This window comes from Actinoplanes sp. HUAS TT8 (assembly GCF_051380535.1).
Lineage (GTDB): Bacteria > Actinomycetota > Actinomycetes > Mycobacteriales > Micromonosporaceae > Actinoplanes.
Genome location: NZ_CP195646.1, coordinates 1,388,218 through 1,414,067 on the forward strand (window position 1 = coordinate 1,388,218; position 25,850 = coordinate 1,414,067).

The following is a 25,850-nucleotide window of genomic DNA, read 5'->3' on the forward strand; positions in this document are numbered from 1 at the left end:
CGCGGCGGTACCGTGCCCCACATGCCGGTTCGCAACCCGCTCGATGCGCTCACTCTCCGGCCGACCGAGTTCCTGCGCTCGGCCTGGCCGTGGCGCTCACTTGTCTATCTCAGCGGTGGTGCCGTCCTCGGGTTCGCCACCGTACTCGCTGCCCTCGCGCTCATCCTGGTCGGCGCGGTGCTGTCGATCGTCGCGATCGGCCTGGCCTGCTATGTGGCGATGATCCTCTCCGGCGTCGTGGTGGCCCGGATGGAGCGTCGTCGCCTGCGCCTGGTCGATCTGGACGAGCTGCCCGACCCGCATCGGCCGGTTCCCGAGCCCGGTGTCCGGGCCTGGCTGAGGACACGGCTGCGGGAGCAGGCCACCTGGCGCGAGCTGGGCTACGCGACAGTGTCGGCCGGTCTGCTCTGCTGGATGGACTCGTTGGTCGTCGGTGCCGTTTTCTACGTGGTGGGTGCGACCTTCGGGGCGCCGTTCTACATGACCGACGAACCGATGGCCAACCGGCTCGCGCTGGCCGTGGCCGGCGTGCCGCTGACGCTGGTGCTGGCCTGGCCGGTGACCGCGTGGGCCGGGGCTCGGGCCGCGATGGCCCGGGCGATCCTGGCCCCGCGGGCGCACGACGCCGCCGAGAGGCTGATCGAGGTGACCCGGTCCCGGGCCCGCCTGGTCGACGCGTTCGAGGTGGAGAGACGCCGGATCGAGCGCGATCTCCACGACGGCGCCCAGCAGCGGATGGTGGCGATGAACATCCAGCTCGGCATGGCCAGACTGGAGCTGCCACCCGGTAGTCCGGCGGAGAAATACCTGGTCGAGGCGCAGAGCTTGGCCAAACAGGCGCTGACCGAGATCCGCGAGCTGATCCGGGGTGTGCATCCCAAGGTGCTCACCGACCGGGGCCTGGCCGCGGCGGCCGGTGAGGTGGCCTCGACCGTGCCGTTGCCGGTCGACCTGACGTTCACGCTGCCCGGGCGCCTGTCGGCGGCGCTGGAGGTCACCGCGTACTTCGTGATCGTGGAGGCTCTGACGAACGTGACGAAACACAGCGGCGCCACCCGGGCGAGCGTGTCCGGCCGGGTCGACCAGGGTCGCCTGATCGTCGAGGTCCGCGACGACGGCCGTGGCGGCGCCGATCCGGCCGGGGGCTCGGGGCTGCTCGGCCTGGCTGATCGCGTTGCCGTCCTCGACGGCACGGTCGCGATCGCCAGCCCACCCGGCGGCCCCACAGCCCTGCGGGTCGAGATCCCCGTCCCACCGGACGAGTCGCCGCCGCTGACGTCGGTCCGCGCCGGCCAGACCGCAGGGGCACGCGCATGAGCAGCGAATACCGCACCCACGGACTGGGCCGGCCGGATTCCCGGCTTCCGTTCCGCGCTGATGCCAACGCCGACGCCGACGCCGACGCCGACGCCAACGCCGACGCCAACGCCCGCGCCCGCGCAGACGCCCGCGCCCGCGCAGACGCCCGCGTCGGCGTCGGCGCCCGCGAGGGCCAGATCTTGGGGGTGGGCGCATGAGCGGCGAATACGGCGCTTGGAAACCGGGTTCGGCGGATTCCGGATCTCCGGTCGGCGGGGCGGCCGGATCTCCGGCTTGGACTCCGGCCGGTGGTGCGGGCGCTGCCGATGGTGCCGGTGTGGGCGCTGCCGGTGGTGCGGGTGGTGCCGGGGTGGGCGCTGCCGGTGTGGGCGCTGCTGGTGTGGGCGCTGCTGGTGGTGCGGGGAGTGCCGTGGTGGGCGTTGCGGGCGGTGCCGGGGCGGGCGCTGCTGGTGGTGCGGGTGGTGCCGGGGCGGGCGTTGCTGGACCGGCGGGCATTGCCGGCGGGGGTCTGCGGGTGGTCATCGCGGAGGACGGGGTGATTTTCCGGGAGGGTGTCGCGGGGGTGCTGCAGCGGTTCGGGCATGAGGCGGTGGCGGCGGTCGGTGACGCCGACGAGCTGGTGAAGGCGGTCGCCGAGCACAAGCCCGACGTGGTGGTCACCGACGTGCGGATGCCGCCGGGGTACAGCGACGAGGGGCTTCAGGCGGCGCTCGCGCTGCGGACCGAGAATCCGCGGCTGCCGGTGCTGGTGCTGAGTCAGTACGTCGAGCAGACCTATGCGCGTGAGCTGCTCGACTCCGGGCAGTCGGGCGGGCTCGGATATCTGCTCAAGGACCGGGTCGGTGAGGTGACCGAGTTCATCGACGCGCTGATTGCGGTGGCGGGCGGGCGGACGGTGGTGGACCCGGAAGTGGTCCGGCAGCTGTTGTCCCGGCGGCGGGATCCGCTGAACCGGCTCACCGTTCGCGAACGGGAGGTGCTGGGGCTGATGGCCGAGGGCCGGTCGAACGCGGCGATCGCCCGGGAGCTCAGGGTCACCGACGCGGCGGTGGCCAAGCACATCAACAGCCTGCTGACCAAACTGGACCTGCCACCCGACGCGGACGATCACCGGCGGGTCCGGGCGGTTCTGGCCTACCTACGCGGTTGAGGGGGTGCTCCGGTTCACGGCTGTTTCGAGAAGACCGCCAGTTCAGGATGGCTTGTTAATTGAACAGTGACTATTGATTACGGCGGTGACGCCGGGCAGGCTGAGCCCGTTCGTTACTCGCGGGTAGGCCGCCGCGGTGTGCGGGGGAGTGTTTGCGCAGCGTTGATCCGGGCGCTGCCTGATGGCCCCTCGGGCACCGGACGGGGATGCGGAAATCCCTCGTAACGATCATCCCCGATCGATGTACGAAGGAGTTCGGCCCATGGTTTCCCCGACCAATCCCCCCGAGCCCACCCCCACCCGGTCCGGCCGGTGGGCCTTCGGCCGGGCCGCGCGGCGGTCGGCGATCGTCGCCGGCAGTGCGCTCGCCCTGGTTGTTGCCGCGGCCACGCCGGCGCTCGCCGCGCCGCCGACCAAGCTGCCCGGTAACGCCGAGGCGATCGAGACGAAGTGGCAGCCGGCGTACGACTACGACACCGACGGCTGCTACCCGACGCCGGCGATCGGACCGACCGGCACGGTCAACGGCGGGCTCAAGCCGACCGGCTCGCTCAGCGGTGACTGCCACGACACGGCCGACCTGGACAACACCAACGGCTACTCGCGGTACAAGTGCAACAACGGGTGGTGCGCCATCGCGTACGGGCTCTACTTCGAGAAGGACCAGGCCCTGGCCAACAGCTCGATCGGCGGGCACCGCCACGACTGGGAGCACGTCGTCGTCTGGACCCAGAACGACGTCGCGAAGTACGTGTCGACCTCGAATCACGGGGACTTCACGATCTACGCGGCGAGCAGCGTGATCTGGACCGGCAACCACCCGAAGATCGTCTATCACAAGGACGGCGCGAGTACGCACTGCTTCCGGCTCGCCAACTCCGGCGACGAGCCGCCGGAGAATGCGTACCACACCTGGCAGTATCCGACGCTTGTCGGCTGGAACGGGTTCCCGTCGGCGGGGATCCGCACCACGCTCAGTGACTACGACTTCGGCAGCGCCAACTTCGGACTCAAGGATGCGAACTTCGTCGGCCTGATCACCGAGGCGATGCCCTCCGGCATCACCTTCAACCCGGCGGCCTGACGAGAACGACGGGTGCGGGGCGGGCCGGACGACTCCGGCCCGCCCCGGCTTCAGGCGGTGATACTTCGGGCCGCCATGTCTGACCTGGCGACCCTTCGGGCGGTGGCGCTTGAGTTGGCGGTGGCGCCGATCGCGGTAGGGGCGTCTGAGCGGCGCTGGTCAAGGCAGCGCGCCGGTCAAGGCAGCGCGCCGGTCAAGGCAGCGCGCCGGTCAAGGTGTGAGCGCTGATCGCGGTAGGGGGTCCGGGCGGCGCGGCTCGGGGCCGGGTTTGCGTGGGGGCTTCAGGCGACGTCGGCGGTGTGCAGGGCATCGGCCTGTTCGCCGAGGAGGGTGTTGCGGCCGTTGCGCTTGGCGGCGTACATGATGCGGTCGGCCAGGGCGACCAACCGCTCGCCGGAGGCGGGCGGGTCGAGGAAGGCCACCGCGCCCACGCTGAAGCCGACCCGCGGGGAGTCGGTGGCGGTCGCCGACAGCAGCGCGGCGTGCAGGCGGCGTAGGCGGTCCATGGCGTCGTCGAGTCCGGTTCCGGGCAGGAGCACGGCGAACTCGTCGCCGCCGAGGCGGGCGACCCGGTCGGCCGGGTGCAGCGTTTCCGACATCACCCGGCCGACGGCGGCCAGGATCGCGTCGCCGGCCGCGTGGCCGTGGGCGTCGTTGACCGCTTTGAAGCCGTCGACGTCCAGGTAGGCCGCGGTCAGCGGTTCCCCGGAGTGCCACATCCGCTCGATCTCCTCGTTGGTCGCCTCGCGGAACGCGCGGCCGTTCGGCAGACCGGTCAGCGGGTCGGTGCGGGACAGGTCGCGTTCCTCGGCGAGCCGCGCCGACAGGTGACTGACCAGCGCGCCGATGACCCAGAGCACGATGAATCGGGCGATCAAATTCCAGACCGGAATAAAGGCATGGACGTACGGGCCGTGGGGGATGACCTCGATCAACGTCCACGCGGCGGCGGCCAGGGCGGCGAACGTGGTGCTGGCCCGCCGCCCGGCGGTCGCGGCCACGAACACCGGCAGCAGGTAGCCGACCGCGATCGACACGTCCTTGCCGGTCACGTAGTCGACCACGCCGATCACGGCGATCAACAGCAGCGCGCTCGTCGTCAGCCACCGCCCGGGCAGCCGGGCGAGCCGCTCGACGATCGACGCCAATGACGCCCCGCCGGGCGAGGCGCCCCGTCCCTGGTCAGGCACTCTGCTCTGCACGCCGGAAGTCATCGGCCGCACCCCGACCCACCTGAGACGGCCCTGAGTTGGCAAACGGTGAGCATCGGCCGGCCCCCGCCGTGCTCGTCTTGGCGAGCGCAGGGTCAGCGCGTCTCGGTGCAGGGCCCCGGCATGGGCCGGCATGGGGCGGCATGGGCCGGCATGGGGCGGCATGGGCCGGCATGGGCCGGCATGGGCGGGGCGGCGGATCGGCTATCGCTCGGTGACGGCGGTGATGGTGGCCAGGAGACCGGCGACCAGGTCGTAGCGGTCGCGGGGGACAACCCGCACGATCCCGGCCGGTTCCGGCGGCGGCCCCAGGGGAGCAGGGTTTCCGTGGTACGGAGGCAGGGCCGCGACCTGGGTCATCACCGGCGCGGGGAAGTGGAACCGCCCGGTGTCCCGCGAACCGGCCAGGTACAGCGTGGCGTCGATGCCGGCCGGTGTGTCCGGGGACCAGCCCGGGAACACGGTCTTGAACTCGGCGTACCCGTGCGGGTCGGTGACCTGGGCCCCGCAGACCAGCGGATCGGACGGGTCCGGCGCCAGATGGGAGATCTCCAGGACGGCACCGGGTAACGGCCGGTCGACCGCGTCCAGCATACGGATCCGCAGCATCATCGGAACGCCCGCCTCCGCGGGCGCCAACTCTCGCCGCACCGCGAAGCGCCTCTCCACCGGGCGCCCGTCCGAGCCCAGAGCCGAAGCCGAGCCTGAGCCCAGAGCCGAAGCCGAGCCCGAGATCGAGCCCGGAGCTGAGCCGGCCGAAGCCGATGCCGAGCCGGATACCGGACCCGAGGCTGCCACCGGGTCGGACGGAACCAGCGTGCAGATCGCCGGCACCGTTCCCGGAAAATCAAGCGTGATGATGGTGCGCCGGCTCATCACCGGCGCGGTGGAGCGCTCCTCGAATCCCATTTTTTGTCCCACCGTCCCCCGACACTTACGTCCCCGTAAATGATCATTCCAGGACGGAAAGGCTTTGATGCACTATTTGCCGGAAATTGTGGCGGCTCGGAGTTGGGCCAGTACCAGAGGGTCGATCGCGCCCGGAACAATCCGCATCTCCAGGTTCTCGATCCCGGCCCACGACTCCAGCGCCGCGTCCAGGTCGGCGTCCTGATGACCCAGATCGGACAGGCGCTGGAACACCTCGGCGGCCAGCGGACCCGTCAACGGCATGAGCAGGGCCGGGTCGGGCCGCTCGAAGTACAGCGAATGCATGGTGAGCAGCCGGGACAATTCGGCGACCGGATCCGGGTGATCGTCCACCCGCAGGTCGACGAGTACGTCGCTGGTGCCGCCGTACCCCAATCCCTTGGCGACCACCAGCAAGGCCGCGCTCTGCCGCCCACGCCGATCGCCGCCGGCCTGATCTCCGGCGCGCAGCGCCGTGACCAGCCTGTAGGCCAGGCGTGATTCGTCGGTGGAGCCCAGCCACGCGCTCGCCATGTCGTCGACCACGGCCGCCCCGGCGAGCATGTTGCCCTGGATCGCGTAGCCGTCACCGGCCGTCCCGCCGGCCCACGGGTGGCAGTCGTCGCCGGTGAACGTCGCGCCGTCGCCGGTCGCGCCGACGACCCCGACCTGCCGGTGCCCGACCGGGCCGTCGTCGCCCGCGACCAGTGCCTTGACGGCGTAGCCGGCCGGCACCCCGGAGGAGAGCAGCGCGAGACCTTGCGGCCGGTAGGCGAGATTCGCGTACGACTGGGTGGCGATCGCCCCCACGTCGGCCAGGGCCGCCGGCACGGCCGCGCCGACGCCGAGGAACTTGCTGGCCACCGCCACGCCCAGGGCCTTGCCGTCGGCCGAACGGCCCACGATCGAGAACGTCATGCGCGCACGCTATCGGACACCCGCCGCCCCGCACCGCGCCACCGGAAGGAATGCCCGCGACGAAGGCGGCGCCGTGGAGAGGACGGACGAAGGCGGAGCGGTGGGAAAGGACGAGCGCCGCCCCAGGGCTGAGTGCCGCCAGGACAAAGAGGCGCCGAAGGATCGGAAGCCTGCTGGTAACACCGCCGGTGCACACTGCGCCGATGGAGTGGATACCGATCGCCCGGGATGCCGAGGTCAGCACCCGCCCGCTCGCCGTGACGGCCCAGGGCGTACCTCTGATCGTGTTTCGGCCGGAACCCGGAGCGGACCCGGTCGTGTTCGCGGACCGCTGCCCGCATCGTCTGGTTCCGCTCTCGGCCGCGACGCTGGAGGCGGGACGGTTGCGGTGTGCCTATCACGGGTGGGAATTCGACGCGTCGGGCGCGTGTGTGGAATTGCCGTCGCAGGAATCGGCGCCGCCCCGGGCCAGCCTGGAACCCGGCCCACCCACAAGAATCGAAAACGGATATATCCTAGTAAAAGCGGACAAACTGCCCGGAAATGACCCGACTGAACTGCTCACCAACGAGGATCCGGCGCTACGGAAAGCGTGGCACCCGGTCGGTCTCGCCACCGAGAACCTCGACGAGGTGCGACTGCTCGGCGAGACGTTCCGGATCGCCGACAGCCGGACGCGGGAACGCTGGGGGATGATCTGGCTCGCCCCGGACGAGCCCCGCGTCGACCTGTTCCCCGACCCGGATCCGGACGACCGCGACTACGTCGGTGCCTGGCTGCCCCCGGCCCGCACGAAGGCCTCGGCCGGCCTGGTCGCCGACAACTTCCTGGACGTCGCCCACTTCCCGTTCGTGCACGCGAAGACCTTCGGCGCCGCCGAGGAGAAGATCGTCGACCGGTACGAGGTGACCGCCGAGCCGTACGGCTGCCGCAGCATCCAGGAGCAGTGGTTCGACAACCCGGAGGATCCCGGGGTGCTCGCCGGCCTGCGCCCGCTGCGCCAGCGCCGCCGCGCCACCTACGTCTACCGCGCGCCGTTCCAGCTCATGCTCCGTCTGGAGGAGGTGGACGCGGGCGCGGTCAAGACGATCCTGTTCTTCGCTCAGCCCGAGTCGGCCGAGAGCACCCGCATCTACACGAAGATGCTGTTCCACGGCATCGGCGGCGTGCCCGACCCGTCGCCCGAGGTGATCGCCCGCGAGGTCGCCTTCGAGGAGGCGGTGCTGGCCGAGGACCTGGAGCTGCAGCAGAAGTTGCGGATCACCGGCCTGCCGCTGCGGATGCGCGACGAGTTGCACGTCCGCGCCGACCTGCTCGGCGTGCACCTGCGGCGGGTCCTGGCCGCCTTCCGGGACTGAATTTCGGCGACTCCGCTTGCGGTCGGCACAGCTCACGACTAACGTACAACCACATGGTTGTAGGTGAGGGCGGCGCGGACCGGGTGTTCCACGCGCTCGCCGACGCGACCCGGCGCGACATCCTGGCCCACGTGTTCCGGGCCGGGACGTCCGTCTCCGCGCTGGCCAGGCTTTACCCGATGAGCTTCGCGGCGGTACAGAAGCACGTGGCCGTCCTGGAGCAGGCCGGCCTGGTCACCAAGGAACGGCGTGGGCGCGAGCAGATCGTCCACGGCGACCCGGTCGCGCTGCGCGGTGCGATCGACGGCCTGATGAGCGTGTACGAGCAGGTCTGGCGGCAGCGGGCCGGCCGGATCAGCGCGATCCTGGAAGAGGAGTCATGACAGTCACCGACACGATCAGGAACCTCGAAGAGTTGACCCTGACCTTCGTCACCGAGTTCGACGCGAAGGCCGAGCAGGTCTGGAAGGTCTGGGAGGACCCGCGCAAGCTGGAGCGCTGGTGGGGCCCGCCGACCTGGCCGGCCACGTTCGACCGCCACGAGTTCGTGCCGACCGGCTCCGTGCGCTACCACATGACCGGCCCGGACGGGACGAAGGCGCACGGCTGGTGGACGATCACGACGATCGAGGCGCCGTACCGGCTGGAGTTCGACGACGGCTTCGCCGACGACCAGGGCGAGCCGATCGACGCCGACCGCCCGGTGCACATCGTCGTCACCCTCGACGAGACCGGCGGGAAGACCCGGATGACCGTGATCAATCACTTCCCGGACGCGGACACGCTCGAACGGATGATCAAGATGGGCATGCAGGAGGGCATGGGACTGGCCCTGGGTCAGATCGACCAGGTTCTTTCCAACAGCTGACCCAGGGTGTTGAGTGGGGGGATGACGCCACCGTTCCGGGCGGATCATGTCGGCAGCCTGCTCCGCCCGCCCCACCTGCTCGAAGCCCGCACCAAGCGCGCGACCGGCGAGATCACCGCCGAGCAGCTGCGCGCGATCGAGGACGACGCGATCCGCGACGTCGTCCGCATGCAACGCGACGTCGGCCTGCGATCGGCGACCGACGGCGAGTTCCGCCGAACCGCCTGGCACATGGACTTCATCTACCGGCTGGGCGGGATCCGGCCGACCGACGAGAAGATCCAGGTCCATTTCCGCAACGCGGACGGCGAGCTGGACTTCGAGTCGGCGGCCCTCGCGGTCGACGCACCGATCCGTCTCACCGAGACCATTTTCGGCCAGGACTTCGCGTTCCTCGCGGAGGCCACGGATCCGGAGGTCACCGCCAAACTGACCATTCCGTCACCCAGCATGGTCCACTACCGGGGCGGCCGGGCCGCCATCGATCCGGCCGTCTACCCGGACGAGGAGCAGTTCTGGGCCGACCTGAGCGCCGCCTACGCCGACCAGGTCCGCCGGGTCGCCGCCCTGGGCTGCCGGTACCTGCAGCTCGACGACACCAGCCTGGCCTACCTCAACGACCCGGACCAGCGCCGGCAGCTCACCGAGCGCGGCGACGACGCCGACCACCAGCACCTGCGCTACATCCGCCAGATCAACGCGGCGATCGCGAACCGCCCGGCCGAGCTGCGGGTCACCACCCACATGTGCCGCGGAAACTTCCGCTCGTCCTGGGCCGCCGAGGGCGGTTACGACTTCGTCGCCGAGGCGCTGTTCAGTGAACTCGCCGTCGACGGCTTCTTCCTGGAGTACGACGACGACCGCTCCGGCGGCTTCGCCCCACTCCGCTTCGTCCCGCCCGGCAAGATGGTCGTTCTCGGTCTGGTCACCACGAAACGCGGCGATCTCGAATCGAAGGACACCCTCAAACGGCGCATCGACGAGGCCGCCCGATATGTCCCGCTGGACCAGATATGCCTGTCCCCGCAGTGCGGCTTCTCGTCAACCGTCGAGGGCAACGTCCTCACCTACGACGAACAGGTCGCCAAACTCGACCTCATCGTCGAGACCGCCGCCGAGGTCTGGGGATGAGCGCGGAGCCGGCCACACCCGGCTGACCGAAAAAGATCAAAGTCACATTCTTCATTGCCTCGGTCCGCCGGGGTACAGACCGTCGCTCCCGCGGGGACCCTTGCGGTCCTCGCAGGGCGCTGGCGCGCCCAGGACGCGAGGCCCGCAAGGGCGACGTGGTCGGGTGGTCGCGGTCAGAGCAACAAACCCGTCGACGCCTGGACCGGGAACGGGCCGCGCGGTCAGGGGAGCAGCGCGGCGTCCATGATCGACTCCAGGTGGGCCATGGGGTCGGGGAGGACGCCGCGCAGGCAGTCCTCGTACCAGACGCGGAACGCGGCGGTGGCGCAGCCGACCAGCAGGCGCCGCCGCCAGTCGTCCGGGTCCGCCCCCGGATGCCGCGCGCCGAGCAGCGCCGCGATGTTCGGGTCGGAGTCGGTCCGCACCACCACCTGTGACACCCGCAGGTGGGTCGACTGCTGCGCCACCGTCCGCAGCGCGGTGAGCAGTTCCCGCCGCTCGACCACGTACCGCGCGACCCGGGTCATCGCCTCCCGCATCACCGCCCGGTCGTCGGCTCCGGCCGGCGCCCCGCCGCTGATGTACTCGGTGACGATCGTGGTCATCTGCCGCACCGGTTCCGCGACCACGTCCTCCTTGCTGGCGAAGTACCGGTGGAACGTCCGCGGCGCGATGTCGGCCTTGGCGCAGATGTCGCTGACCGTCACGTGGTCGTAGCCACGCTCGATGAACAGCTCCCAGGCCGCCCGCACGGTCGCGATCCGGTTCTGCTCACGCTTGCGGTCCCGAAGACTGTTGATCCCCATCCGACGCATTCTCCCGTGTCGCCCGACGCCCGCGCACACCGCTCTCCTGGGGTAATTCCGGGCGCCGGGCCAAGGTCGACTTTCGGGAACGGTCCGGGATGAGTACGGTCATGCCTCGCGGGAAATCGATGCGGCCGGCGGCCAAGCGCCGGTCGCATCACCCGAGTTCCGGGGCGGGCCCGTCACGACGTACGCGAAAGGGTCTGGCCGGAAGCGGAAGCCGGCGCCGCCGCGGTGACCAACCGCCCGCGACCGAACACGAAGGCGCGTTGAATCGCGAAACCGGCGGCGAACAGGGTCAGCTCGGTGACCAGTTTCCCGGCGATCATCGAGTCGAACATTCCGCTCAGCCACCGCAGGAGCAGCACGTTCGCGCTCAACGACAGCAGCGCCAGGGCGGCGTAACGCGGCGCCGCCTGCCGATGCGGAACCCGCTCGAAGACCATCCCCCGGTTGACCGCGTAGTTCAGTGTCGCGCTCACGGTCCGGGCCAGTGTCGCCGACAGCGCCAGATGACCGGTGACGGTCATCAGGATCGCCAGCAGTCCCGCGTCGACGGCGAACGCGAGCAGCGACGACGCCGCGAACGCCAGCAGCGGCCCGTAGATCCGCGCCGAGTCGCGCAGCGGCCGGAAGTGCGACGACCGGTTCCCGTCGAGGTAGACGGTGGCGATCCCGACCTCCTCGATCGGCATCCGCTCGCGCGCGGCTCGCAGCAGCAGGCGCAGCTCGTACTCGAACCGGTCCCCGGGCACGGTCGCCAGAAAACCCAGCATCCGCGCCGGATAGCCGCGCAGCCCGGTCTGCGTGTCGGTCACCGCAACCCCGGTGACCAGCCGGAACAGCATCCGCGTGACGGTGTTGCCGAACCGGCTGCGGGCCGGCACCGGCCCGGTGAAACGCCGCACGCCGAGCACCATCGAAGCCGCGCTGACCCCGACCCGGGCCGCGACCGCCTCGATGTCGGCCGGCCGGTGCTGCCCGTCGCTGTCCGCGCAGACCACGTCGTGCCCGGGGTAGCGGGCGGCCGCGTGCGCGAACCCGGTGCGCAGGGCGAACCCCTTCCCCCGGTTGTGGACCAGGGTGATCACCTCGGCGCCGGCCATCCGGGCGTCGTCGAACATCTCCGCGTACGCGGGTCCGCTCCCGTCGTCGACCACCAGCACGTGATGCCGGCCGAGCGCCCGGACCAGGTCGGCCAGGCGGTGATCGGGCTGGTAGGCGGGGATCAGCACGAGCACGGCTCAGCCCGCCACGTAGAGGATGTCGCTGGTGCCGCGTTCCTCGCCCCGGCCGAGCGGATTGTTGACCAGCCGGTCGCGGAACACCATGGCCGACGAGCCGCCGCCGTCGATGTTGTACGCGACCGACGCGCCCCGATCCGCGAAGATCTGGGCGAACTCGGTCATCGTCACGCCGCGGCTGTATCCGCTGCTGCGCCCGTCGACGACGATCCAGAGCAGGTGATTTGCGGCGATCAGACCCACGCCCGTACGCGGCTGGTTGCCCTGAATGGAATGGTTGCCGAAATTCGTGTCCACCTCGACCTGGTCGATGCCGCTGAGAACCTTGCCGTTCTCGACGAGTCCCGGGCCGAACGACAGCGTGTTCCAGACACCGGCCGCGAGCAGTTCGTCGGCGCCGGTCGTGGTCTCGTCGTACAGTTTCGCGGTCCCGTCGGCGTAGAACGCGAGTCCCGTCCGCGCGCCGGAGTCGCGGAACTTCACCCCGTTGCGGATGACGATCCCGGTGTCCCGGAAACCGTAGTAGTCGCCGTTGATCGCCAGCACGGCATTCACGCTCTTCGCGATCGTGGACGGATTCGCGGTGATGTTCTCGCCGAACTCGTCGTTCGCGAACGCCGACCGTACGATCGTCGCGTCCTTGACCTTGATCTCCGCGACGAAGTAGGTGACCTTGTCGCTGCCGGAGCCGGTGGCGACGGTGTCGATCGCGATCGTCGCCGTGTCGCTGGTGTAGGAGGTCGCCGTCGCGGTCCCGTCGCTCGCGGCCTCGGCGGCGACGACGTTGGCGGCGGCCAGGCCGGAGGTCCTGGTGACCTCGACGTGGTCGATCACGTAGCGGTCGAGGGCCCATGCGCTCGCGCCGCCGGCGGCGGCCAGGACGCCCAGGCCACCGGCCAGGAACCCCCGTCGGGAAAGCCTGCGTTTTGGTGTGTTGTCACTGGTCACACCGCGAGTGAAGCCACCGTTGCTGTTCCGGTTCTGTGATCCGGCCGTCGAATGTCTGTTGGCACGAAAGCGGTATGTAACCAAGATCCCGGCCTTGTTACGGTCGCCCGGCACAGTGACGTATTGAGATTGAGGAATGCAGTGCGAACCATTCACGGGGTAGCAGTTATGTCATCGGTTCTGATCCTCAGCGCCCTCACGGCGTGTGACCCGGCACCCAAGACCGAGGCCGCGCCGACCGCGGCCACGGCCACGTCCGCTCCGGCGGCCACCACCGCCGCGACCTCCGCGGCGCCGACCACCGACACGGCGACCAAGAAGGCCTGCGACAAGCTGATCAAGGCGGTCGCCGACACGGCCGCGCAGGCCGCCGCGTCCGAGAAGATCGGCCCGCCGGCCGGCTACATCGCGGTGTCGACCCAGTACATCGCCGGCTCGGCCGCGATGGCCGAGTACGCCATCGGCACCAGCCCGGAGGTGAGCGCCGCGGCCAAGAAGGTCGGCGACGCCATGCACGGCCTGGACGAGGCCTGGAACGCCAACCCGAAGAAGGCGCCGAGCAAGGCGAAGCTGGACGACGCGGTCAAGGAGCTCAAGACCGCCTGCGCCGCCTGATCGATCCCGGTGCGGCCGGCCCGTCCGCGGGTCGGCCGCACCGGCGTATCCGGGGGAGGGCAGAATCGGGGCATGCAGCGGGCGCGGGTCGATCATGGTGTGGTCAGTGGGACGTTCAGCCTCGACGGGCAGACCTTCGACGTCGACAACAACGTGTGGGTGGTCGGGGACGACGCCGAGTGCGTGGTGATCGACGCACCGCACGACGTCGACGCGATCCTGGCGATCGTCGGCGACCGGCGGGTCACCGCCATCGTCTGCACCCACGCGCACGACGACCACGTCCGCGTCGCCCCGGCCCTGCGCGAGCGCACCGGCGCGCCGATCCTGCTGCACCCGGCCGAGCGGCCGCTCTGGGAACTCACCCACGGCGACGCGGTGAGCTGGGACAAGGACCTCGCCGACGGGGACCGGGTCGAGGTGGGCGGTGTCACGCTGAACGTTCTGCACACGCCGGGCCACGCGCCCGGGGGCGGTCTGCCTCTACGCGCCCGACCTGAACAGCGTCTTCACCGGTGACACCCTGTTCCAGGGCGGTCCGGGCGCGACCGGCCGCTCCTACTCCGACGCCGACCTGATCGTGGCCTCGATCCGGGCCAAGCTGTTCCCGCTGCCCGGCGCGACCGTCGTCCACACCGGCCACGGCCCGGACACCACCGTCGAGGCCGAGCGCACCGCTCTCGGCGACTGACCGTCCCTCGGCGCCGCCCGCCGGTGGTCATTTCGTAAAAGCGCCCATCGGTCCCGTTTCCGCACGTAACTTCAGTGAGCGGAAATTCGGGGCAGAGGAGGCCGCGGTGGGACGACGGGCATGGGCGTGGTTCGCGGCGGTACTGGGGTGCCTGCTGCTGGCCCCGGGCGCCCTGGCGGTCAAGCAGGCCGTGGCCGCCACGGCGATCGGCGGCCCGCTGAACCTGTTGCTGGTCGGCATCGATCCGCGCAACGACTGGACGGCCCCGCTGGCCGACTCGATCATCGTGGCCCACATCCCGGCCGACCGCAGCGGCGCCTACCTGTTCTCCGTCCCGCGCGACCTGGTCGTGCAGATCCCGGCGTTCGCCAAGTCGGGCAGTCCGACGCAGCGCACGAAGATCAACGCGGCGATGGCGCTGGGCAGCCGGATCGGGGAGCGCCGGTACGACCCGGCCCAGGGCTTCGAGCTGCTGGCGCAGGCGGTCGGGGACGTGACCGGCATCCGGCGGTTCGACGCCGGGGCGGTCCTCAACTTCGGCGGGTTCCGCAAACTGGTCGACGCGATCGGCGGGGTCAGCCTCCCGGTCGACCAGGACGTCGTCTCCGAGCACCTCAAGCCCGACGGCCACGGCCGAGACCGGCTGCCCGAGTGCCCCGGCCACGACAACTGCCACCGGCCGTACATCGGGGTGCAGAAGACGTATCCCAAGAGCGAGCAGCCGGTGCACTTCAAGGGCTGGGAGGCGCTGGACTTCTGCCGGCAGCGCTACGGGTTGCCGCACTCCGACTACGACCGGCAGCGGCACCAGCGCCAGTTCGTGGCCGCCCTGGCCAAGAAGCTGAAGCGCACGATCATCGGCGACCCGGCCAAGCTGGTGCAGGTCACGACCGCGCTCGGGAGTTCGCTGACGTTCATCGGCGGCGGGCGCGGCGTCGCCGAGTGGGCGCAGGCGCTCAAGGTCCTGCGGATCAAGGACATGACCGGGGTGGGTCTGCCCGGCTCGGCGCTCTTCGAGGGCGGTCTTTACCAGGGCGAGCAACTTCCGCGTACGGTCGGCCCGTTCTTCACCGCCGTCGTCCAGGACAGCATCCCGGCGTACCTGCGGGCCAACCCCGGCGTGGTCACCGTCGACCACTGACGCCGAACTTCCCGGCTGGTTCTCCGGGTGCCTCGGACCGCTTGAGGCACCCCGGAGAACCGGCCGACGGCGTCAGCGGGGGCCGCGACCTCCGCCTCCGCCGAAGCCGCTGCCGGCCGCGGCCTGGTCGGCGGTGACCGTGGCGACCTTGGTGGCCGAGCCGAGCGCGCCGGTCGCGGCCAGCCCACCGGTGCTGGTGCCGCTCGCGGTGCCGCCGGTGTAGATCGTGTAGGTCGCCCCGCTCGTGATCTTCGAGCTGGAGAAGACCACGTTCTGGATGGACTTGCTGCTCACGTACGTGGCGATCAGGTTCCCGTCGGCGTCGGCGATCTGGATCGTCGTGCCGGCCGCGACCGCGCCGGTCAGTGTCGCCGACAGCCAGCCCTGCGCCGAGTCGCTGCCCGGGGACACGACCATGCCGGCGCTGCCGGCCGCCAGGAGCGTCCCGCCGCTGATCGTGAACGTGCCGTTGACGTCGAGCGCGCCGTTCCCGTTGCCCTCGGGCCCGTTGACCACGACGGTCCCGCCGGTGATCTCCGCGGTCCCGTTGGAGTCGAGTCCGTCGCCGCCGGCGTCGACGACCAGCGTCCCGCCGTTCACCGTGATCTTGTACGGGCCGACCTGCTCGCCGCCGCCGCGCCCCTGATTCTCGGTGGACGTCGAGGCGCCCGAGCCGTTGACGCCGTCGTCGCTGGACACGACGTGCACGGTCCCGGAGTTGAGCACGATGTCGGCCGCCTCCAGACCCTCGTTCGACGTCGTGACGTCGACCGTGCCGCCGTCGATGACCTGCTGACCCTCGGCGTGCACGCCGTCGTCGCCGCTGGCCACGCTCACCGTCGCACCGTTCAGATGGACCGCGCCGTCACTGTGGATCGCGTCGTCGGAGGCGTCGATCGTCGCCGTGCCGCCCTCCAGGACCGTGATCACGCCGGACTTCAGGCCCTTGGCCGACTTGTCGTCCGAGGGCTGTACGGTGTGGCCGCCGCCGGCCTTCACCACCAGGTCGCCGCCGGTGACGACGATGTCGGTGGCCGCGTCGACGCCGTCCCCGGTGGTGGTCAGCGCCACGGCACCGGCGGTGATCGCGACGTACCCGGCATCGGTGTCCTCGTCGTTGTCGGCCTTCAGGCCGTCGCCGCCCGCGGTGACCGTGATCGTGCCGCCGTTGACGACGACGAAGTCCTTGCCGCGGATCCCGTCGTCCTTGGCGGTCACCGCGATCGTCCCGGACTCGACGACCAGGCCGTCCTTGCTGGTGATGCCGTCGTTGCCGGTGCCGGTCACCTTCAGCGCGCCGCTGCCGCCGATCGTCAGGTCGCCGGCGCTGAACAGGGCCGCGTTGACGTCGGCGTCCTCGGCGTAGGTCCCGGTGTCGGCGAGCGTGTTGGTGGTGCCGTCGGCCAGCACCACGACCAGCGAGTCGGCCTCGGTGGCGGCGATCGCGGCGGTGGTGGAACTGCTGATCGAGGCCTTGTCGAGGACCAGCGTGACGGTGGCGTCCGGGGCGTTCACGACGATCTGGCCGTCGCTGAGCGTGCCGGTGATCCGGTAGGTCCCGGCCGCGGTGATCGTGATCGTCGAACCGTCCACGGTGACACCCTTGGCGTCGGTGCTCGCCGACGTCCCGGACAGGGTGATCGTCGAGGCGCCGTCGGTGGAGGCGGTGACCGACGTGGCGGTCTTGTTCGCGGCCAGCACGGTCTTCGCGTCCTGGGTGCCGTCGATCGAGGTGGCGGCCACGGTGGTGGTGGCGGCCTCGGCGGCGGTGTCCCCGCTCGAACCGGAGCAGCCGGCCAGCAGGGCCGCGACCAGGGCAGCCGAACTCACGGCGGCGACGAACCTCTTGCGCAGTCTCATGGCGAACTCCTCTCAGGAGGGGAAATGGCGTCGGAGAACGGGATGCCAGCGATTCGCCGGGAGTTCCGGGCGCAGCGCGGCCAGGCCGGTGGCGTATTTGGAGATCGAGCACGGGCGGTGGTGCAGCTGCCGGAGAACGCGGTCCATCTCGGAGGCGGAACCGGACGACTTCGTCTCGACGATCACGTGATCGGGCAGCCGGATGGACGGGCCGTCCGGCAATTCCCAGCGCAGATCGCTGTCGACGGTGACGCGACTTCCGGTCGAGGGGAGAAAGAGCGTGTGGCGCCGGTAGTCGGTCGACAGGACCGGCCGGAAAGCGCGGCTGTCGGCATCGATACCGGCTGCCGACAGCAGCTCGGCCAGGGCGGTCACGTGGTCGGGACCTTTTCCCTCGTACGCGGATCGGGTCTTGATGGTCTGTCCGCGGGAACCGCGGGTCTTGATCTCGAGGAATCGCGTTGCGGAATCCAGGTAGGTCCGCAGGCGCACCTTGAATCGGCGCCGTCGCCGATGGGCCGCGCCGCGGAAGCAGTCGAGGCGGTCGTTGTCGAAATAGAGGGATCGGTAGGAGAAATCGCGCCGACCGTCGATCTCGAGTGCCCGCGTGTCGGCCGGGAGCCGGTCCAGAACCTCCGGAAGAAGCGACGCCGGCAGCAGATATTTCCGGTCGACGCGGGTGAGCAGTTCGGCCGACGCGACCAGCTCGTCCAGGGAGATCGGGGCGATCACGCGGCGGTCGGGCACGGTCGGCGCGATCATCCGGCCGTCACCCGCTCGTCCGCCGGGGCGCCCGTCGTGGCCGGCGCGAGATAGCGGACCTCGACCAGCGTGCTGTCGTTGACCAGGTCGACCTGCTTGATCGACAGGTTCACGACGGTGCCGCCGAGGAGTCGCTCGATGTGTGCGCGCAACGCCGTCTCGTCGGTGTGCGCGGCGTCGAGGCGGACGATCTGATGCCGGTAGCGTTTGAACAGGCCGGGGTGGTCGGCGAACCAGAGCGCGGCCACGATCAGCGCCATCAGCGCCCCGGTGATCACGTCGAGGCCGCCCAGGCCGGTGATCAGGCCGAGCGCGAGCGCCGCGAAGTAGTACGCGACCTCGTGCTGGGCGATCTCGTCGGAGCGCAACCGGATGATCGACAGCACGCCGAACAGTCCGAGCCCGAGGCCGGCGCCCACGTTCTCCGCACCGAGCACGGTGGAGACCGCGAGGACGCCGATGTTCACGCCCAGGAACGCGGCGACCAGGTCGCGGCGGTGATGCCGGGGAAAGTAGACGCCGAAGACCAGAACGGCGAGCGCGAGCAGGTCCGCGGCGGCGGCGAGGAGTGCGTTCACAAGGTTTCCTTCAGGCCGTGTTCACTTGGTGTTTCCCATTGAGGGTGGTGAGCCTGAGTGCGACCTGTGCGTCGTCTGTCCTGATTCTGGGAGATCGGCGTTCTTAGAGAACCCTTACGTTTCGCCTGGTCCTGGTCTTAAGGGCGATCCGGATTCTGTACGTCATGACCGCAACCGCCGTTCGCCCGCCGACCGTTTCGCCCCGGACGACCCCGCGCTGGTACGCCGATGTGGGTGGCGTCGCCGCCGGGGTCAGCCTGCTGATCGTCGTGGCGCTCTGGGTGAGCAACGGTGGCCTGCAGCAGTTCGGGATGTCCTCGCTCGGCCGGCTCACCGGACTGCTCGCCTCCGACCTGCTGCTCCTGCAGGTGCTGTTGATGGCCCGGATCCCGATGGTCGAGCGGGCGTTCGGGCAGGACCGGCTGGCGCGCTGGCACCGGTGGACCGGGTTCACGTCGTTCTGGCTGATGGTCGTGCACATCGTGACGATCACGCTCGGGTACGCGTCGGCGTCGAACGCCGACGTGTTCGCCGAGCTGTGGGACATGATCTGGACGTACCCGGGCATGCTGCTGGCCACGGCCGCGACATTGCTGCTGGTCCTGGTCGTGGTGACGTCGATCCGGGCGGCGCGGCGCAAACTCCGGTACGAGTCCTGGCACCTGCTGCACCTCTACGCGTACCTCGGCGTCGGGCTCGCCCTGCCGCACCAGATCTGGACCGGCACCGACTTCACCGGGTCGGCGGCGGCGCGGGCCTACTGGTGGACGCTCTACCTGGTGTCGGCGGGAGCAGTCCTGGCGTACCGGATCGGGCTTCCGGCCTGGCGCAACTGGCGGCACCGCCTCGTCGTCACCGCCGTCGTCCCCGAAGGGCCGGGGCTGACCTCGGTCTACCTCACCGGGCAGCGCCTCGGCGAGCTGCCGGTGCGGGCCGGGCAGTTCTTCCAATGGCGATTCCTGGACGGTACGGGGTGGACGCGGGCCAACCCGTACTCGCTCTCCTCGACACCGCACGGCGACCGGCTGCGGATCACCGTGAAGAACCTGGGCGACGGCAGCTCGCGGGTCGCCGGCCTCAAGCCGGGAACAAAAGTGCTGGTCGAGGGGCCGTACGGGAAGTTGACCGGGGAGACCTACACCGGCGGGCCGGTCGTGCTGATGGCCTGCGGGATCGGCGTCACGCCACTGCTGTCACTGCTCGGCGAACTGCCCTACGGGCCGGGTGAGGCGACCCTGATCTACCGCGCCCGCACCGAGGCCGAACTGGCCTTCCGCGACGAGCTGGAATGGTTCGCCACACACCGCGGGGTGCGCGTGGTGACCCTGCTCGGGCCGCGCGGCGAGCAGGCGTCCTGGCTGCCCGGTGAACTCGCCGGCCACCCCGACCCGCTCCGGCGCATCGTGCCCGAGATCGCCGGCGCCCACGTCTACCTGTGCGGGCCGGAGGACTGGACCGGATCGGCGCGCGCCGCCGCGCTGGCCGCCGGGGTCCGGGCCGACCGCGTGCACACCGAACTCTTCGCCTGGTGAAAGGACTCTGATGCGCCGCATCACCCTGTGGATGCTCTCCACCGTCGCCGTGCTGGTGCTGCTGTTCAGCTACCGGACCAGCACCAACAGCTCGGCCGCGGCAGCCACGACAGCCGCCGTCGCCACCGGCACCGGGGGCGGGACGACCTACACCGGGGACACCGCGTCGACCCGGTGGGGCGACGTGCAGGTGCAGATCACCGTGGCCGACGGCAAGATCACCTCGGTCTCGGTGCCGGTCTACCCGAACGAGAACGGCCGGGACCAGGAGATCAACGCCACGGCCATCCCGACCCTGGTCCAGGAAACCCTGTCGGCGCAGAGCGCGAAGATCGACACCGTCTCCGGCGCGACCGTGACCAGCGACGGATACCTGCAGTCGCTGCAGTCCGCGCTCGACGCCGCCCACCTGAGCTGACTGTCAGGGGGTGCTGGCAGGGTGGAGGGCATGCGGATTCTGGTGGTGGAGGACGACGCCGCGGTGCGTGACTCGCTCGCACGCACACTGCGCTTCGAGGGATACCAGGTGGAGATCGCCGGCGACGGGCTGCAGGCCCTCGACGCGGTCCGCGCCGGCGAGCCCGACGCGCTGATCCTCGACGTCAGCATGCCGCGGATGGACGGCCTGGAAGCCTGCCGGCGGCTGCGCGCCGACGGCGTCCTGCTGCCGGTCCTCATGCTCACCGCCCGGGACAGCGTCGGTGACCGGGTCGCCGGGCTCGACGCCGGCGCCGACGACTACCTGATCAAGCCGTTCGCGCTGCAGGAACTCCTGGCTCGCATCCGTGCGCTGCTGCGCCGGTCGGCGCTGACCGCGCCGGCCGACGCGCCGGCCGAGACCGAATGGCTGACCTTCTCCGACGTACGACTCAATCCCCGCACGCGCGAGGCCCAGCGCGGCGGGCGGTCCTTGAAATTGACGCGTACGGAGTTCGACATCCTCGAAGCGTTCCTCCGGCACCCCCGGCAGGTGTTGACCCGGGCGGCGCTGTTCGAGCAGGTGTGGGGCTACGACTTCGGCGAGCAGTCGAACAGCCTGCACGTCTACCTCGGCTACCTCCGGCGCAAGCTGGAGGCCGAGGGGGAACGGCGACTGCTGCACACCGTGCGCGGGGTCGGGTTCGTGCTGCGTGAGGAGCCGTTGTGACTTTCCTTCCGGGGCGGTGGTGGCGGGCCCGCACACTCCACGCCCGGCTGTCGCTGCTGGTCACCGGGGCGGTCGGGGCAGCCGTGCTGCTCGTCGCGGCCGGCGCCTGGATCGCCGTGCGCGAGATCCAGCAGCACCAGGTCACCCTGGAACTGAGCAGCGACGCGGCGTCGATCGCGGCCAACCCCGACCAGTGGCTGGCCACCGAGTCGTCCCGCACCCGCGGCGGCGGCGAGCACCCGGGCCCCGGATGGGGCAAGGGCGGGCCCGGCGGCCACGGGCGCGAGATCGGGCCGTGCTGGCAGATCCTCGACGCGACCGGGGCCGCGGCCGGGGGCAGCCGGACCACACTGCCGGTCACCGACACCGCCAAGAACATCGCCGCCGGCACCCTGCAACAGGCCGTGCAGGAGAAGGTGACGCTCGGCCCGGACTCGTACGTGATGCTCACCCTCCCGCTCTCCGGCGGCGGCGCGGTCCAGGTCGGCATGGACGAGAACTCCAGCTCACGGGTGCTGGGCGCGTTCGCCGTGCTGCTCGCCCTGGGCTGCGCGGCCGGCATCGCCGGGGCGGCGTTCCTCGGGCGCACTGTCGCGCGGGCCGGGCTGGCCCCGGTCGAACGGCTCACCTCGTCCGTCGAGGACGTCGCCGTCACCCAGGACCTGGACCATCCGATCGAAGTGCAGGGCGACGACGAGATCGCCCGGCTCGGCCGCTCGGTCAACGCGATGCTCGCCGCCATCGACGCGTCCCGCCGGGCCCAGCGCACCCTCGTCGAAGACGCCGGGCACGAACTGCGGACACCGCTGACCAGCATCCGGACCAACGTGGAACTGCTGCTGGAACTGGAACGCCGGCCCGAACTGGCCCACCGGCTCCCGCCCGAGGAACGCGCCAAGCTCCTCGCCGACCTCGACGCCCAGGTGCAGGAGCTGGCGACCCTCACCACCGAACTCGTCGAACTGGCCCGGGAAGAAGCCACCCGCGAGGCGGTCGAACCCGTCGACCTGTCGGACGTGGTCTCGGCGGCGCTGGACCGGGTGCGGATCCGGGCACCCGGACTGACGTACGACACCTCGCTCGACCCGGTGACCGTCTCCGGCCGGCCCGGCGAGCTGGAGCGCATGGTCGTGAACGTCCTCGACAACGCGGCCAAGTGGAGCCCGGCCGGCGGTACGGTCCAGGTCCGGCTGACGGCTTCAGAACCCGGCTGGGCGCAGCTGACCGTGACCGATCATGGCCCGGGGATCGCGGCGGAGGACCTGCCCCACGTGTTCGACCGCTTCTACCGGGCGACGGCGGCCCGCTCGATGCCCGGCTCCGGCCTCGGCCTCGCCATCGTCGCCCAGACGGCGGCCCAGCACGGCGGCACAGTCACCGCCACCCCCACCGCTACCACCCCCACCAATGCCGTCCCCACCGGCACCACCCCCACCGGCACCGCCACTCCCACCGGCACCACTCCCACCGACGCCATCTCCACTGGCACCGTCCTCACCATCCGCCTCCCTACCTGACCCCCGCGGGGTTTCGCTGGTGGGTCCGGCTTGGGTTGCGCGGCGTGCGGTGCCCGGCTGGTCCTCACGGCTGTATCCGGGCCCCGGATACAGCCGTGAGGACCAGCCGAGGGCGTGACGCGGGGCTGGGTCGTGCGTGGGGTTGGGCCCTGCGTGGGGTTAGGTCTTGCGTGGGGTTGGGCCCTGCGTGGGGTTGGGGTGGGTGCAGGGTTGGATGGTTGCGCGGGGTGGGTGGGTTTGTTGCTCTGAGCGCAACCAGAAGATCACGTCGCCCTTGCGGGCCTCGCGTTTTGGCCGCGCCAGCGGCCTGCGAGGGTCGGAAGGGTCCCCGCGGGAGCGACGGTCTGTACCCCGGCGGACATAGGCAATGAAGAATTTGATCTTGGGGTTGAGGAGCCCGGGTCACCGAAGCGATGCACGCCGTCAAAAGCGACGCCGGCCACCGAATCGGCGTGAGTCACCGAATTGGCGTGAGTGACCGAATCGGCGCAGGACGATCGGGCGGCGGGCCGTCAGGCGGGGCCGAGGTAGTCCATCGAGCGGAGGGCTTCGATGACGCTGGCGATGTGGTCGCGCATGGCGGCCTCGGCGGTCTTGCCGTCGTGGTCGCGGATGGCGGCGATGATGCGTTCGTGCTGGGGGAGGGACGTCTGGGGGCGGCCCGGGAGCAGGGACAGCATGTATTGGTGGCGGACCAGCTGACCGCGGAGGGTTTCGACGATGCGGTCGGCGGTCTGGTGGCCGGCGATGACGCGGATCAGGGCGTGGAGACGGACGTTGAGGTCGCTGTAGCGCCGGTACTCCCCGGCTTCGACGGCTCGGCGCATCAGGACGCCGATCTCGTCGAGTTCGGTGGCCTGTTCGGGGGAGACGCGTTCGGCGGCGCGGGCGGCGATGAGGCCTTCGACGACCATGCGGACCTCGGTGATCTCGACGGCCTCGGCCATCGACACCTTGCGGACCTGGGCGCCGCGGTTGCGCTGGACCTCGACCAGGCCTTCGGCCGACAGGTCCTGCAGGGCGGCGCGGACGTTGAAGCGGCTCGCCTGCAGGCGTTCGCAGAGTTGGGCCTCGACCAGGCGTTCGCCGGGCAGGTATTCGCCACGGAGGATGGCGTCACGCAGCGTGTCGCGGGCCTGGGCCGCCGTGGTCGGGGCGGACACGCGGGCCGCGCGCCGGTCGGTGTCGTGCTCGGACGCCATCTGTACTCGTCGTCTTCCTGTCGATGCCTGTTCCGGACCACTCATCATGCCTGAGCGCCGCTAGTTCTCGCAGCTCCGGGGTGGATCGATGTCCAGAAGTCTTCCCATCGCTCACAAGATTGTCAACAATCACCTCGACGGGTAACACGGGCGTGAGGGGAGTCGACATGCATGTCGCGTACGGGTCCCGGTGCTGGTGATGCGGGCCGGGGCCGCGAAGTGTGCGTACTTCCTGGCCGGGGACCTGCCCGCCGAGCCGGCGGCGTCAGCGGCGGTCGTCGACCGGTGGGAGCGCGTGGCGGTGGTCGACCGGTCCGCGGACCCCGGCATCGACGTGGACTGCCTGGTCGTGCGCGGCGACGACGCGTGGCTGGAGCTGCTCGCGGGGGTGGGGGCGTTCGCGGTGGAGCGGGACCTCGTCGGGGCGCGGGCCGGGGTGGTCCCGGTACGGGTCCGCATCCGCTTCGAGCACGGGGTCCGGGAGGCGGCCGTCCACGTGCCGGTGCGGGACGGGCGGGCCGAATATGCAGGGGACACCGCGATCACCGGGGTGCCGGGGACCGGGGCCCGGGTGCTGATCGAGTTCGCGCATGGTGCGGATTCCGTCCTGCTGCCGACCGGCCGGGTGGCCGACGACCTGGGTGGGATCCCGGCGACCCTGATCGGCGACGGCACGCCCGTGGTGGTGATCGCGGCGGAGGCGGTGGGGATCAGCGGGTACGAGACGCCGGCGCGACTGGAGTACGACGAACGGTTGTTGGCTCGGATCGGGATGCTGCGCCTGAGGGCCGGGGTGCTGCTCGGGCTCGGCGACGTGTCCGGACGGGGCGTTCCGGAGGTCTGTCTGGTCGCGCCGCCCGGGGCCGGTGGGGGACTGTGCGTCCGGGTCTTCGGGCGGGACCGGGTGGATCCGGCGATCGGGGCGTTCACGGCGATGAGCCTGGCCGCGGCGACCGGGCTGCCCGGCAGTGTCGCGGCCCGGGTCCGGCGCCCGGCGGCGGTGGGCGTGCCGCGGGACGTCCTGCGGGTGGAGCATCCGAGCGGCTTCCTCGACGTCCAGGCGGAGGTGACCGGGCGGGCCGGCGCGATCCGGAGGGGCCGGTCGGCGGTGGTGAGTACGGCCCGACTGCTGCTGGAGGGCCTCGCCTACGCGTAAAAGAGCTGCTCAGAGCCCGCACGGCAATAGTGTCGGCGTTTTTGTTGACATTATTGGCAGCTATTCGTAACGTGCCGGTTACGCCTGGCGGGCGGCACCTCGGCCGGGCCACATCTGGATCGTCGCGGCCTCGCCGGGCCGCCGGGCGGAAGTGAGGTCCGGGATGTCAGTCCTCGACCATCTGGTCCTGCGGCGAGAGGTGCTCGACCGTGACCCCGGTCTCGGTGAACGTCCGCGTGACGTGCCCGGAGCTGTAGACCCACAGGATCCGCAGGGGCGTGTCCCCCACGTTGCGGAACAGATGGGGGATCGGCGACGGGATGTACGTCGTGTCGTACCGGCTCAGCCGCGTCACCGTCCCGTCGACCACGACCTCCGCGAACCCGTCCAGGATCGTCACGTGCTCGTCGCAGTTGTGCGAGTGCATCGGCGCCCCGGTCCCGGCCGGGTAGACGCTGATCCCGCTGGTGATCCGGTTCTCGCCGCCGGCCGACGTCGTGGTGATCAGCGGCGTGGTGGCGACCGCCCCACCGCGGTCGAGCACCGGGACGAGCGCGGATTTGATGATCACGGTCATGGCCCGACTGTAGGCCGGGCCGGGCCACGCGAGATGCAGCCTTACCTTGCACTCGACGACATGTGAGGCAGTAACACCACGTTGTTACGTTCTTGCGAAACACCCAGCCCGAGTGTTCGGGATCA

At 70.7% G+C, this 25,850-nt stretch carries 27 protein-coding genes and 2 pseudogenes; 18 read left to right on the forward strand and 11 right to left on the reverse strand.

What is annotated here, in order from left to right:
- Window positions 1-21 precede the first annotated feature (21 nt).
- From ACSHV8_RS06110 to ACSHV8_RS06130, 5 genes are all read left to right on the forward strand, one after another.
- Window positions 22-1,317, forward strand: a complete 1,296-nt coding sequence (locus tag ACSHV8_RS06110) for a sensor histidine kinase (protein ID WP_436530231.1) — start codon at window positions 22-24, stop codon at window positions 1,315-1,317.
- Window positions 1,314-1,517: a hypothetical protein gene (locus tag ACSHV8_RS06115; RefSeq protein ID WP_436530233.1), complete on the forward strand. Its 204-nt coding sequence runs from the start codon at window positions 1,314-1,316 to the stop codon at window positions 1,515-1,517. Before ACSHV8_RS06110 ends, ACSHV8_RS06115 begins: the two co-directional genes overlap by 4 nt.
- A 108-nt stretch (window positions 1,518-1,625) precedes the next feature.
- On the forward strand, window positions 1,626-1,859 hold the full coding sequence (locus tag ACSHV8_RS06120; protein ID WP_436537376.1) for a hypothetical protein: 234 nt from the start codon (window positions 1,626-1,628) through the stop codon (window positions 1,857-1,859).
- On the forward strand, window positions 1,829-2,470 hold the full coding sequence (locus tag ACSHV8_RS06125) for a response regulator transcription factor (RefSeq protein ID WP_436536693.1): 642 nt from the start codon (window positions 1,829-1,831) through the stop codon (window positions 2,468-2,470). Before ACSHV8_RS06120 ends, ACSHV8_RS06125 begins: the two co-directional genes overlap by 31 nt.
- Window positions 2,471-2,732: 262 nt before the next feature.
- Window positions 2,733-3,554 (forward strand): NPP1 family protein, encoded by an 822-nt coding sequence (locus ACSHV8_RS06130; protein WP_436530235.1) that lies wholly within the window; start codon window positions 2,733-2,735, stop codon window positions 3,552-3,554.
- A gap of 281 nt (window positions 3,555-3,835) precedes the next feature.
- On the opposite strand, the gene ACSHV8_RS06135 is transcribed toward ACSHV8_RS06130, so the two are convergent.
- From ACSHV8_RS06135 to ACSHV8_RS06145, 3 genes are all read right to left on the reverse strand, one after another.
- Window positions 3,836-4,744 (reverse strand): GGDEF domain-containing protein, encoded by a 909-nt coding sequence (locus tag ACSHV8_RS06135; protein ID WP_436530236.1) that lies wholly within the window; start codon window positions 4,742-4,744, stop codon window positions 3,836-3,838.
- 225 nt (window positions 4,745-4,969) lie between these two features.
- Window positions 4,970-5,374 carry a hypothetical protein gene (locus ACSHV8_RS06140; RefSeq protein ID WP_436530238.1) on the reverse strand — a complete coding sequence of 135 codons (405 nt, stop codon included), beginning with the start codon at window positions 5,372-5,374 and terminating at the stop codon, window positions 4,970-4,972.
- 372 nt (window positions 5,375-5,746) lie between these two features.
- On the reverse strand, window positions 5,747-6,592 hold the full coding sequence (locus ACSHV8_RS06145) for a DUF1028 domain-containing protein (protein WP_436530240.1): 846 nt from the start codon (window positions 6,590-6,592) through the stop codon (window positions 5,747-5,749).
- 203 nt (window positions 6,593-6,795) lie between these two features.
- Between ACSHV8_RS06145 and ACSHV8_RS06150 the strand changes: the two are divergent.
- The 5 genes and pseudogenes from ACSHV8_RS06150 to ACSHV8_RS06170 form a co-directional block, all read left to right on the forward strand.
- Window positions 6,796-7,035: pseudogene (locus tag ACSHV8_RS06150) on the forward strand (Rieske 2Fe-2S domain-containing protein); the annotation flags it as partial.
- 189 nt (window positions 7,036-7,224) lie between these two features.
- On the forward strand, window positions 7,225-7,950 hold the full coding sequence (locus tag ACSHV8_RS06155; protein WP_436536695.1) for a hypothetical protein: 726 nt from the start codon (window positions 7,225-7,227) through the stop codon (window positions 7,948-7,950).
- Window positions 7,951-8,003: 53 nt separating this feature from the next.
- Window positions 8,004-8,333, forward strand: a complete 330-nt coding sequence (locus tag ACSHV8_RS06160; protein ID WP_436530242.1) for an ArsR/SmtB family transcription factor — start codon at window positions 8,004-8,006, stop codon at window positions 8,331-8,333.
- Window positions 8,330-8,818, forward strand: coding sequence for an SRPBCC family protein (locus ACSHV8_RS06165; protein ID WP_436530243.1), 489 nt, complete (start codon window positions 8,330-8,332; stop codon window positions 8,816-8,818). The genes ACSHV8_RS06160 and ACSHV8_RS06165 overlap by 4 nt, the downstream gene beginning before the upstream one ends.
- Before the next feature lie 21 nt (window positions 8,819-8,839).
- Window positions 8,840-9,949 (forward strand): 5-methyltetrahydropteroyltriglutamate--homocysteine S-methyltransferase, encoded by a 1,110-nt coding sequence (locus ACSHV8_RS06170; RefSeq protein WP_436530245.1) that lies wholly within the window; start codon window positions 8,840-8,842, stop codon window positions 9,947-9,949.
- A gap of 221 nt (window positions 9,950-10,170) precedes the next feature.
- Here the strand turns inward: ACSHV8_RS06170 and ACSHV8_RS06175 are convergent, their stop codons facing one another.
- The 3 genes from ACSHV8_RS06175 to ACSHV8_RS06185 all read right to left on the reverse strand — a co-directional run bounded on the left by ACSHV8_RS06175 (window position 10,171) and on the right by ACSHV8_RS06185 (window position 12,947).
- Window positions 10,171-10,755 (reverse strand): TetR/AcrR family transcriptional regulator, encoded by a 585-nt coding sequence (locus ACSHV8_RS06175; protein WP_436530246.1) that lies wholly within the window; start codon window positions 10,753-10,755, stop codon window positions 10,171-10,173.
- Between the two features lie 182 nt (window positions 10,756-10,937).
- Complete coding sequence (locus ACSHV8_RS06180; RefSeq protein ID WP_436530248.1) at window positions 10,938-11,996, reverse strand: glycosyltransferase; 1,059 nt, start codon at window positions 11,994-11,996, stop codon at window positions 10,938-10,940.
- A gap of 3 nt (window positions 11,997-11,999) precedes the next feature.
- The gene (locus ACSHV8_RS06185; RefSeq protein WP_436530250.1) at window positions 12,000-12,947 is read right to left on the reverse strand and encodes a phosphodiester glycosidase family protein; all 948 of its coding nucleotides are present in this window, start codon (window positions 12,945-12,947) and stop codon (window positions 12,000-12,002) included.
- Between the two features lie 168 nt (window positions 12,948-13,115).
- Here ACSHV8_RS06185 and ACSHV8_RS06190 point away from each other — a divergent pair, with 168 nt between their 5' ends.
- The 3 genes and pseudogenes from ACSHV8_RS06190 (at window position 13,116) to ACSHV8_RS06200 (ending at window position 15,394) form a co-directional block, all read left to right on the forward strand.
- A complete protein-coding gene (locus ACSHV8_RS06190; RefSeq protein ID WP_436530252.1) occupies window positions 13,116-13,562 on the forward strand; it encodes a hypothetical protein in 447 nt (148 codons plus the stop codon).
- A 72-nt stretch (window positions 13,563-13,634) separates the two neighbouring features.
- Window positions 13,635-14,253, forward strand: a pseudogene (locus tag ACSHV8_RS06195) (MBL fold metallo-hydrolase).
- A gap of 106 nt (window positions 14,254-14,359) precedes the next feature.
- The gene (locus ACSHV8_RS06200; RefSeq protein ID WP_436530254.1) at window positions 14,360-15,394 is read left to right on the forward strand and encodes an LCP family protein; all 1,035 of its coding nucleotides are present in this window, start codon (window positions 14,360-14,362) and stop codon (window positions 15,392-15,394) included.
- A 72-nt stretch (window positions 15,395-15,466) separates the two neighbouring features.
- On the opposite strand, the gene ACSHV8_RS06205 is transcribed toward ACSHV8_RS06200, so the two are convergent.
- From ACSHV8_RS06205 to ACSHV8_RS06215, 3 genes are read right to left on the reverse strand one after another with little or no spacing between them, the layout of a single operon-like run.
- The gene (locus ACSHV8_RS06205) at window positions 15,467-17,254 is read right to left on the reverse strand and encodes a carbohydrate-binding domain-containing protein (protein WP_436530255.1); all 1,788 of its coding nucleotides are present in this window, start codon (window positions 17,252-17,254) and stop codon (window positions 15,467-15,469) included.
- A 12-nt stretch (window positions 17,255-17,266) separates the two neighbouring features.
- Window positions 17,267-18,016, reverse strand: a complete 750-nt coding sequence (locus ACSHV8_RS06210; protein ID WP_436530257.1) for a polyphosphate polymerase domain-containing protein — start codon at window positions 18,014-18,016, stop codon at window positions 17,267-17,269.
- Window positions 18,013-18,594 (reverse strand): DUF4956 domain-containing protein, encoded by a 582-nt coding sequence (locus ACSHV8_RS06215; protein ID WP_436530259.1) that lies wholly within the window; start codon window positions 18,592-18,594, stop codon window positions 18,013-18,015. The genes ACSHV8_RS06210 and ACSHV8_RS06215 overlap by 4 nt, the downstream gene beginning before the upstream one ends.
- A 164-nt stretch (window positions 18,595-18,758) precedes the next feature.
- Here ACSHV8_RS06215 and ACSHV8_RS06220 point away from each other — a divergent pair, with 164 nt between their 5' ends.
- Genes ACSHV8_RS06220 through ACSHV8_RS06235 form a run of 4 tightly spaced genes read left to right on the forward strand, consistent with a single transcriptional unit; the run spans window position 18,759 to window position 22,790 of the window.
- Window positions 18,759-20,126 (forward strand): ferredoxin reductase family protein, encoded by a 1,368-nt coding sequence (locus tag ACSHV8_RS06220; protein ID WP_436530261.1) that lies wholly within the window; start codon window positions 18,759-18,761, stop codon window positions 20,124-20,126.
- Between the two features lie 10 nt (window positions 20,127-20,136).
- Window positions 20,137-20,544: an FMN-binding protein gene (locus ACSHV8_RS06225; protein WP_436530262.1), complete on the forward strand. Its 408-nt coding sequence runs from the start codon at window positions 20,137-20,139 to the stop codon at window positions 20,542-20,544.
- 30 nt (window positions 20,545-20,574) lie between these two features.
- The gene (locus ACSHV8_RS06230; protein ID WP_436530264.1) at window positions 20,575-21,273 is read left to right on the forward strand and encodes a response regulator transcription factor; all 699 of its coding nucleotides are present in this window, start codon (window positions 20,575-20,577) and stop codon (window positions 21,271-21,273) included.
- Entirely contained in the window at window positions 21,270-22,790 is a 1,521-nt protein-coding gene (locus ACSHV8_RS06235) for a sensor histidine kinase (protein ID WP_436530266.1), read from the forward strand. Before ACSHV8_RS06230 ends, ACSHV8_RS06235 begins: the two co-directional genes overlap by 4 nt.
- Window positions 22,791-23,302: 512 nt before the next feature.
- On the opposite strand, the gene ACSHV8_RS06240 is transcribed toward ACSHV8_RS06235, so the two are convergent.
- Window positions 23,303-23,992: a GntR family transcriptional regulator gene (locus ACSHV8_RS06240; protein ID WP_436530268.1), complete on the reverse strand. Its 690-nt coding sequence runs from the start codon at window positions 23,990-23,992 to the stop codon at window positions 23,303-23,305.
- A 199-nt stretch (window positions 23,993-24,191) separates the two neighbouring features.
- On the opposite strand from ACSHV8_RS06240, the gene ACSHV8_RS06245 reads away from it, so the two are divergent.
- Window positions 24,192-25,148 (forward strand): PrpF domain-containing protein, encoded by a 957-nt coding sequence (locus ACSHV8_RS06245; protein WP_436536697.1) that lies wholly within the window; start codon window positions 24,192-24,194, stop codon window positions 25,146-25,148.
- 166 nt (window positions 25,149-25,314) lie between these two features.
- Here the strand turns inward: ACSHV8_RS06245 and ACSHV8_RS06250 are convergent, their stop codons facing one another.
- Window positions 25,315-25,725: a cupin domain-containing protein gene (locus ACSHV8_RS06250; RefSeq protein WP_436530269.1), complete on the reverse strand. Its 411-nt coding sequence runs from the start codon at window positions 25,723-25,725 to the stop codon at window positions 25,315-25,317.
- Window positions 25,726-25,850 lie beyond the last annotated feature (125 nt).

Excerpts from the sequence above, each read along its gene's own strand:
- ACSHV8_RS06110 (WP_436530231.1), top strand. The coding sequence starts at position 22 with ATGCCGGTTCGCAACCCGCTCGATGCGCTCACTCTCCGGCCGACCGAG.
- ACSHV8_RS06115 (WP_436530233.1), top strand. The coding sequence starts at position 1,314 with ATGAGCAGCGAATACCGCACCCACGGACTGGGCCGGCCGGATTCCCGG.
- ACSHV8_RS06120 (WP_436537376.1), top strand. The coding sequence starts at position 1,626 with ATGGTGCCGGTGTGGGCGCTGCCGGTGGTGCGGGTGGTGCCGGGGTGG.
- ACSHV8_RS06130 (WP_436530235.1), top strand. The coding sequence starts at position 2,733 with ATGGTTTCCCCGACCAATCCCCCCGAGCCCACCCCCACCCGGTCCGGC.
- ACSHV8_RS06140 (WP_436530238.1), bottom strand. The coding sequence starts at position 5,374 with ATGCTGCGGATCCGTATGCTGGACGCGGTCGACCGGCCGTTACCCGGT.
- ACSHV8_RS06145 (WP_436530240.1), bottom strand. The coding sequence starts at position 6,592 with ATGACGTTCTCGATCGTGGGCCGTTCGGCCGACGGCAAGGCCCTGGGC.
- ACSHV8_RS06160 (WP_436530242.1), top strand. The coding sequence starts at position 8,004 with ATGGTTGTAGGTGAGGGCGGCGCGGACCGGGTGTTCCACGCGCTCGCC.
- ACSHV8_RS06165 (WP_436530243.1), top strand. The coding sequence starts at position 8,330 with ATGACAGTCACCGACACGATCAGGAACCTCGAAGAGTTGACCCTGACC.
- ACSHV8_RS06170 (WP_436530245.1), top strand. The coding sequence starts at position 8,840 with ATGACGCCACCGTTCCGGGCGGATCATGTCGGCAGCCTGCTCCGCCCG.
- ACSHV8_RS06175 (WP_436530246.1), bottom strand. The coding sequence starts at position 10,755 with ATGGGGATCAACAGTCTTCGGGACCGCAAGCGTGAGCAGAACCGGATC.
- ACSHV8_RS06190 (WP_436530252.1), top strand. The coding sequence starts at position 13,116 with ATGTCATCGGTTCTGATCCTCAGCGCCCTCACGGCGTGTGACCCGGCA.
- ACSHV8_RS06205 (WP_436530255.1), bottom strand. The coding sequence starts at position 17,254 with ATGAGACTGCGCAAGAGGTTCGTCGCCGCCGTGAGTTCGGCTGCCCTG.
- ACSHV8_RS06210 (WP_436530257.1), bottom strand. The coding sequence starts at position 18,016 with ATGATCGCGCCGACCGTGCCCGACCGCCGCGTGATCGCCCCGATCTCC.
- ACSHV8_RS06220 (WP_436530261.1), top strand. The coding sequence starts at position 18,759 with ATGACCGCAACCGCCGTTCGCCCGCCGACCGTTTCGCCCCGGACGACC.
- ACSHV8_RS06225 (WP_436530262.1), top strand. The coding sequence starts at position 20,137 with ATGCGCCGCATCACCCTGTGGATGCTCTCCACCGTCGCCGTGCTGGTG.
- ACSHV8_RS06230 (WP_436530264.1), top strand. The coding sequence starts at position 20,575 with ATGCGGATTCTGGTGGTGGAGGACGACGCCGCGGTGCGTGACTCGCTC.
- ACSHV8_RS06240 (WP_436530268.1), bottom strand. The coding sequence starts at position 23,992 with ATGGCGTCCGAGCACGACACCGACCGGCGCGCGGCCCGCGTGTCCGCC.
- ACSHV8_RS06245 (WP_436536697.1), top strand. The coding sequence starts at position 24,192 with ATGCGGGCCGGGGCCGCGAAGTGTGCGTACTTCCTGGCCGGGGACCTG.
- ACSHV8_RS06250 (WP_436530269.1), bottom strand. The coding sequence starts at position 25,725 with ATGACCGTGATCATCAAATCCGCGCTCGTCCCGGTGCTCGACCGCGGT.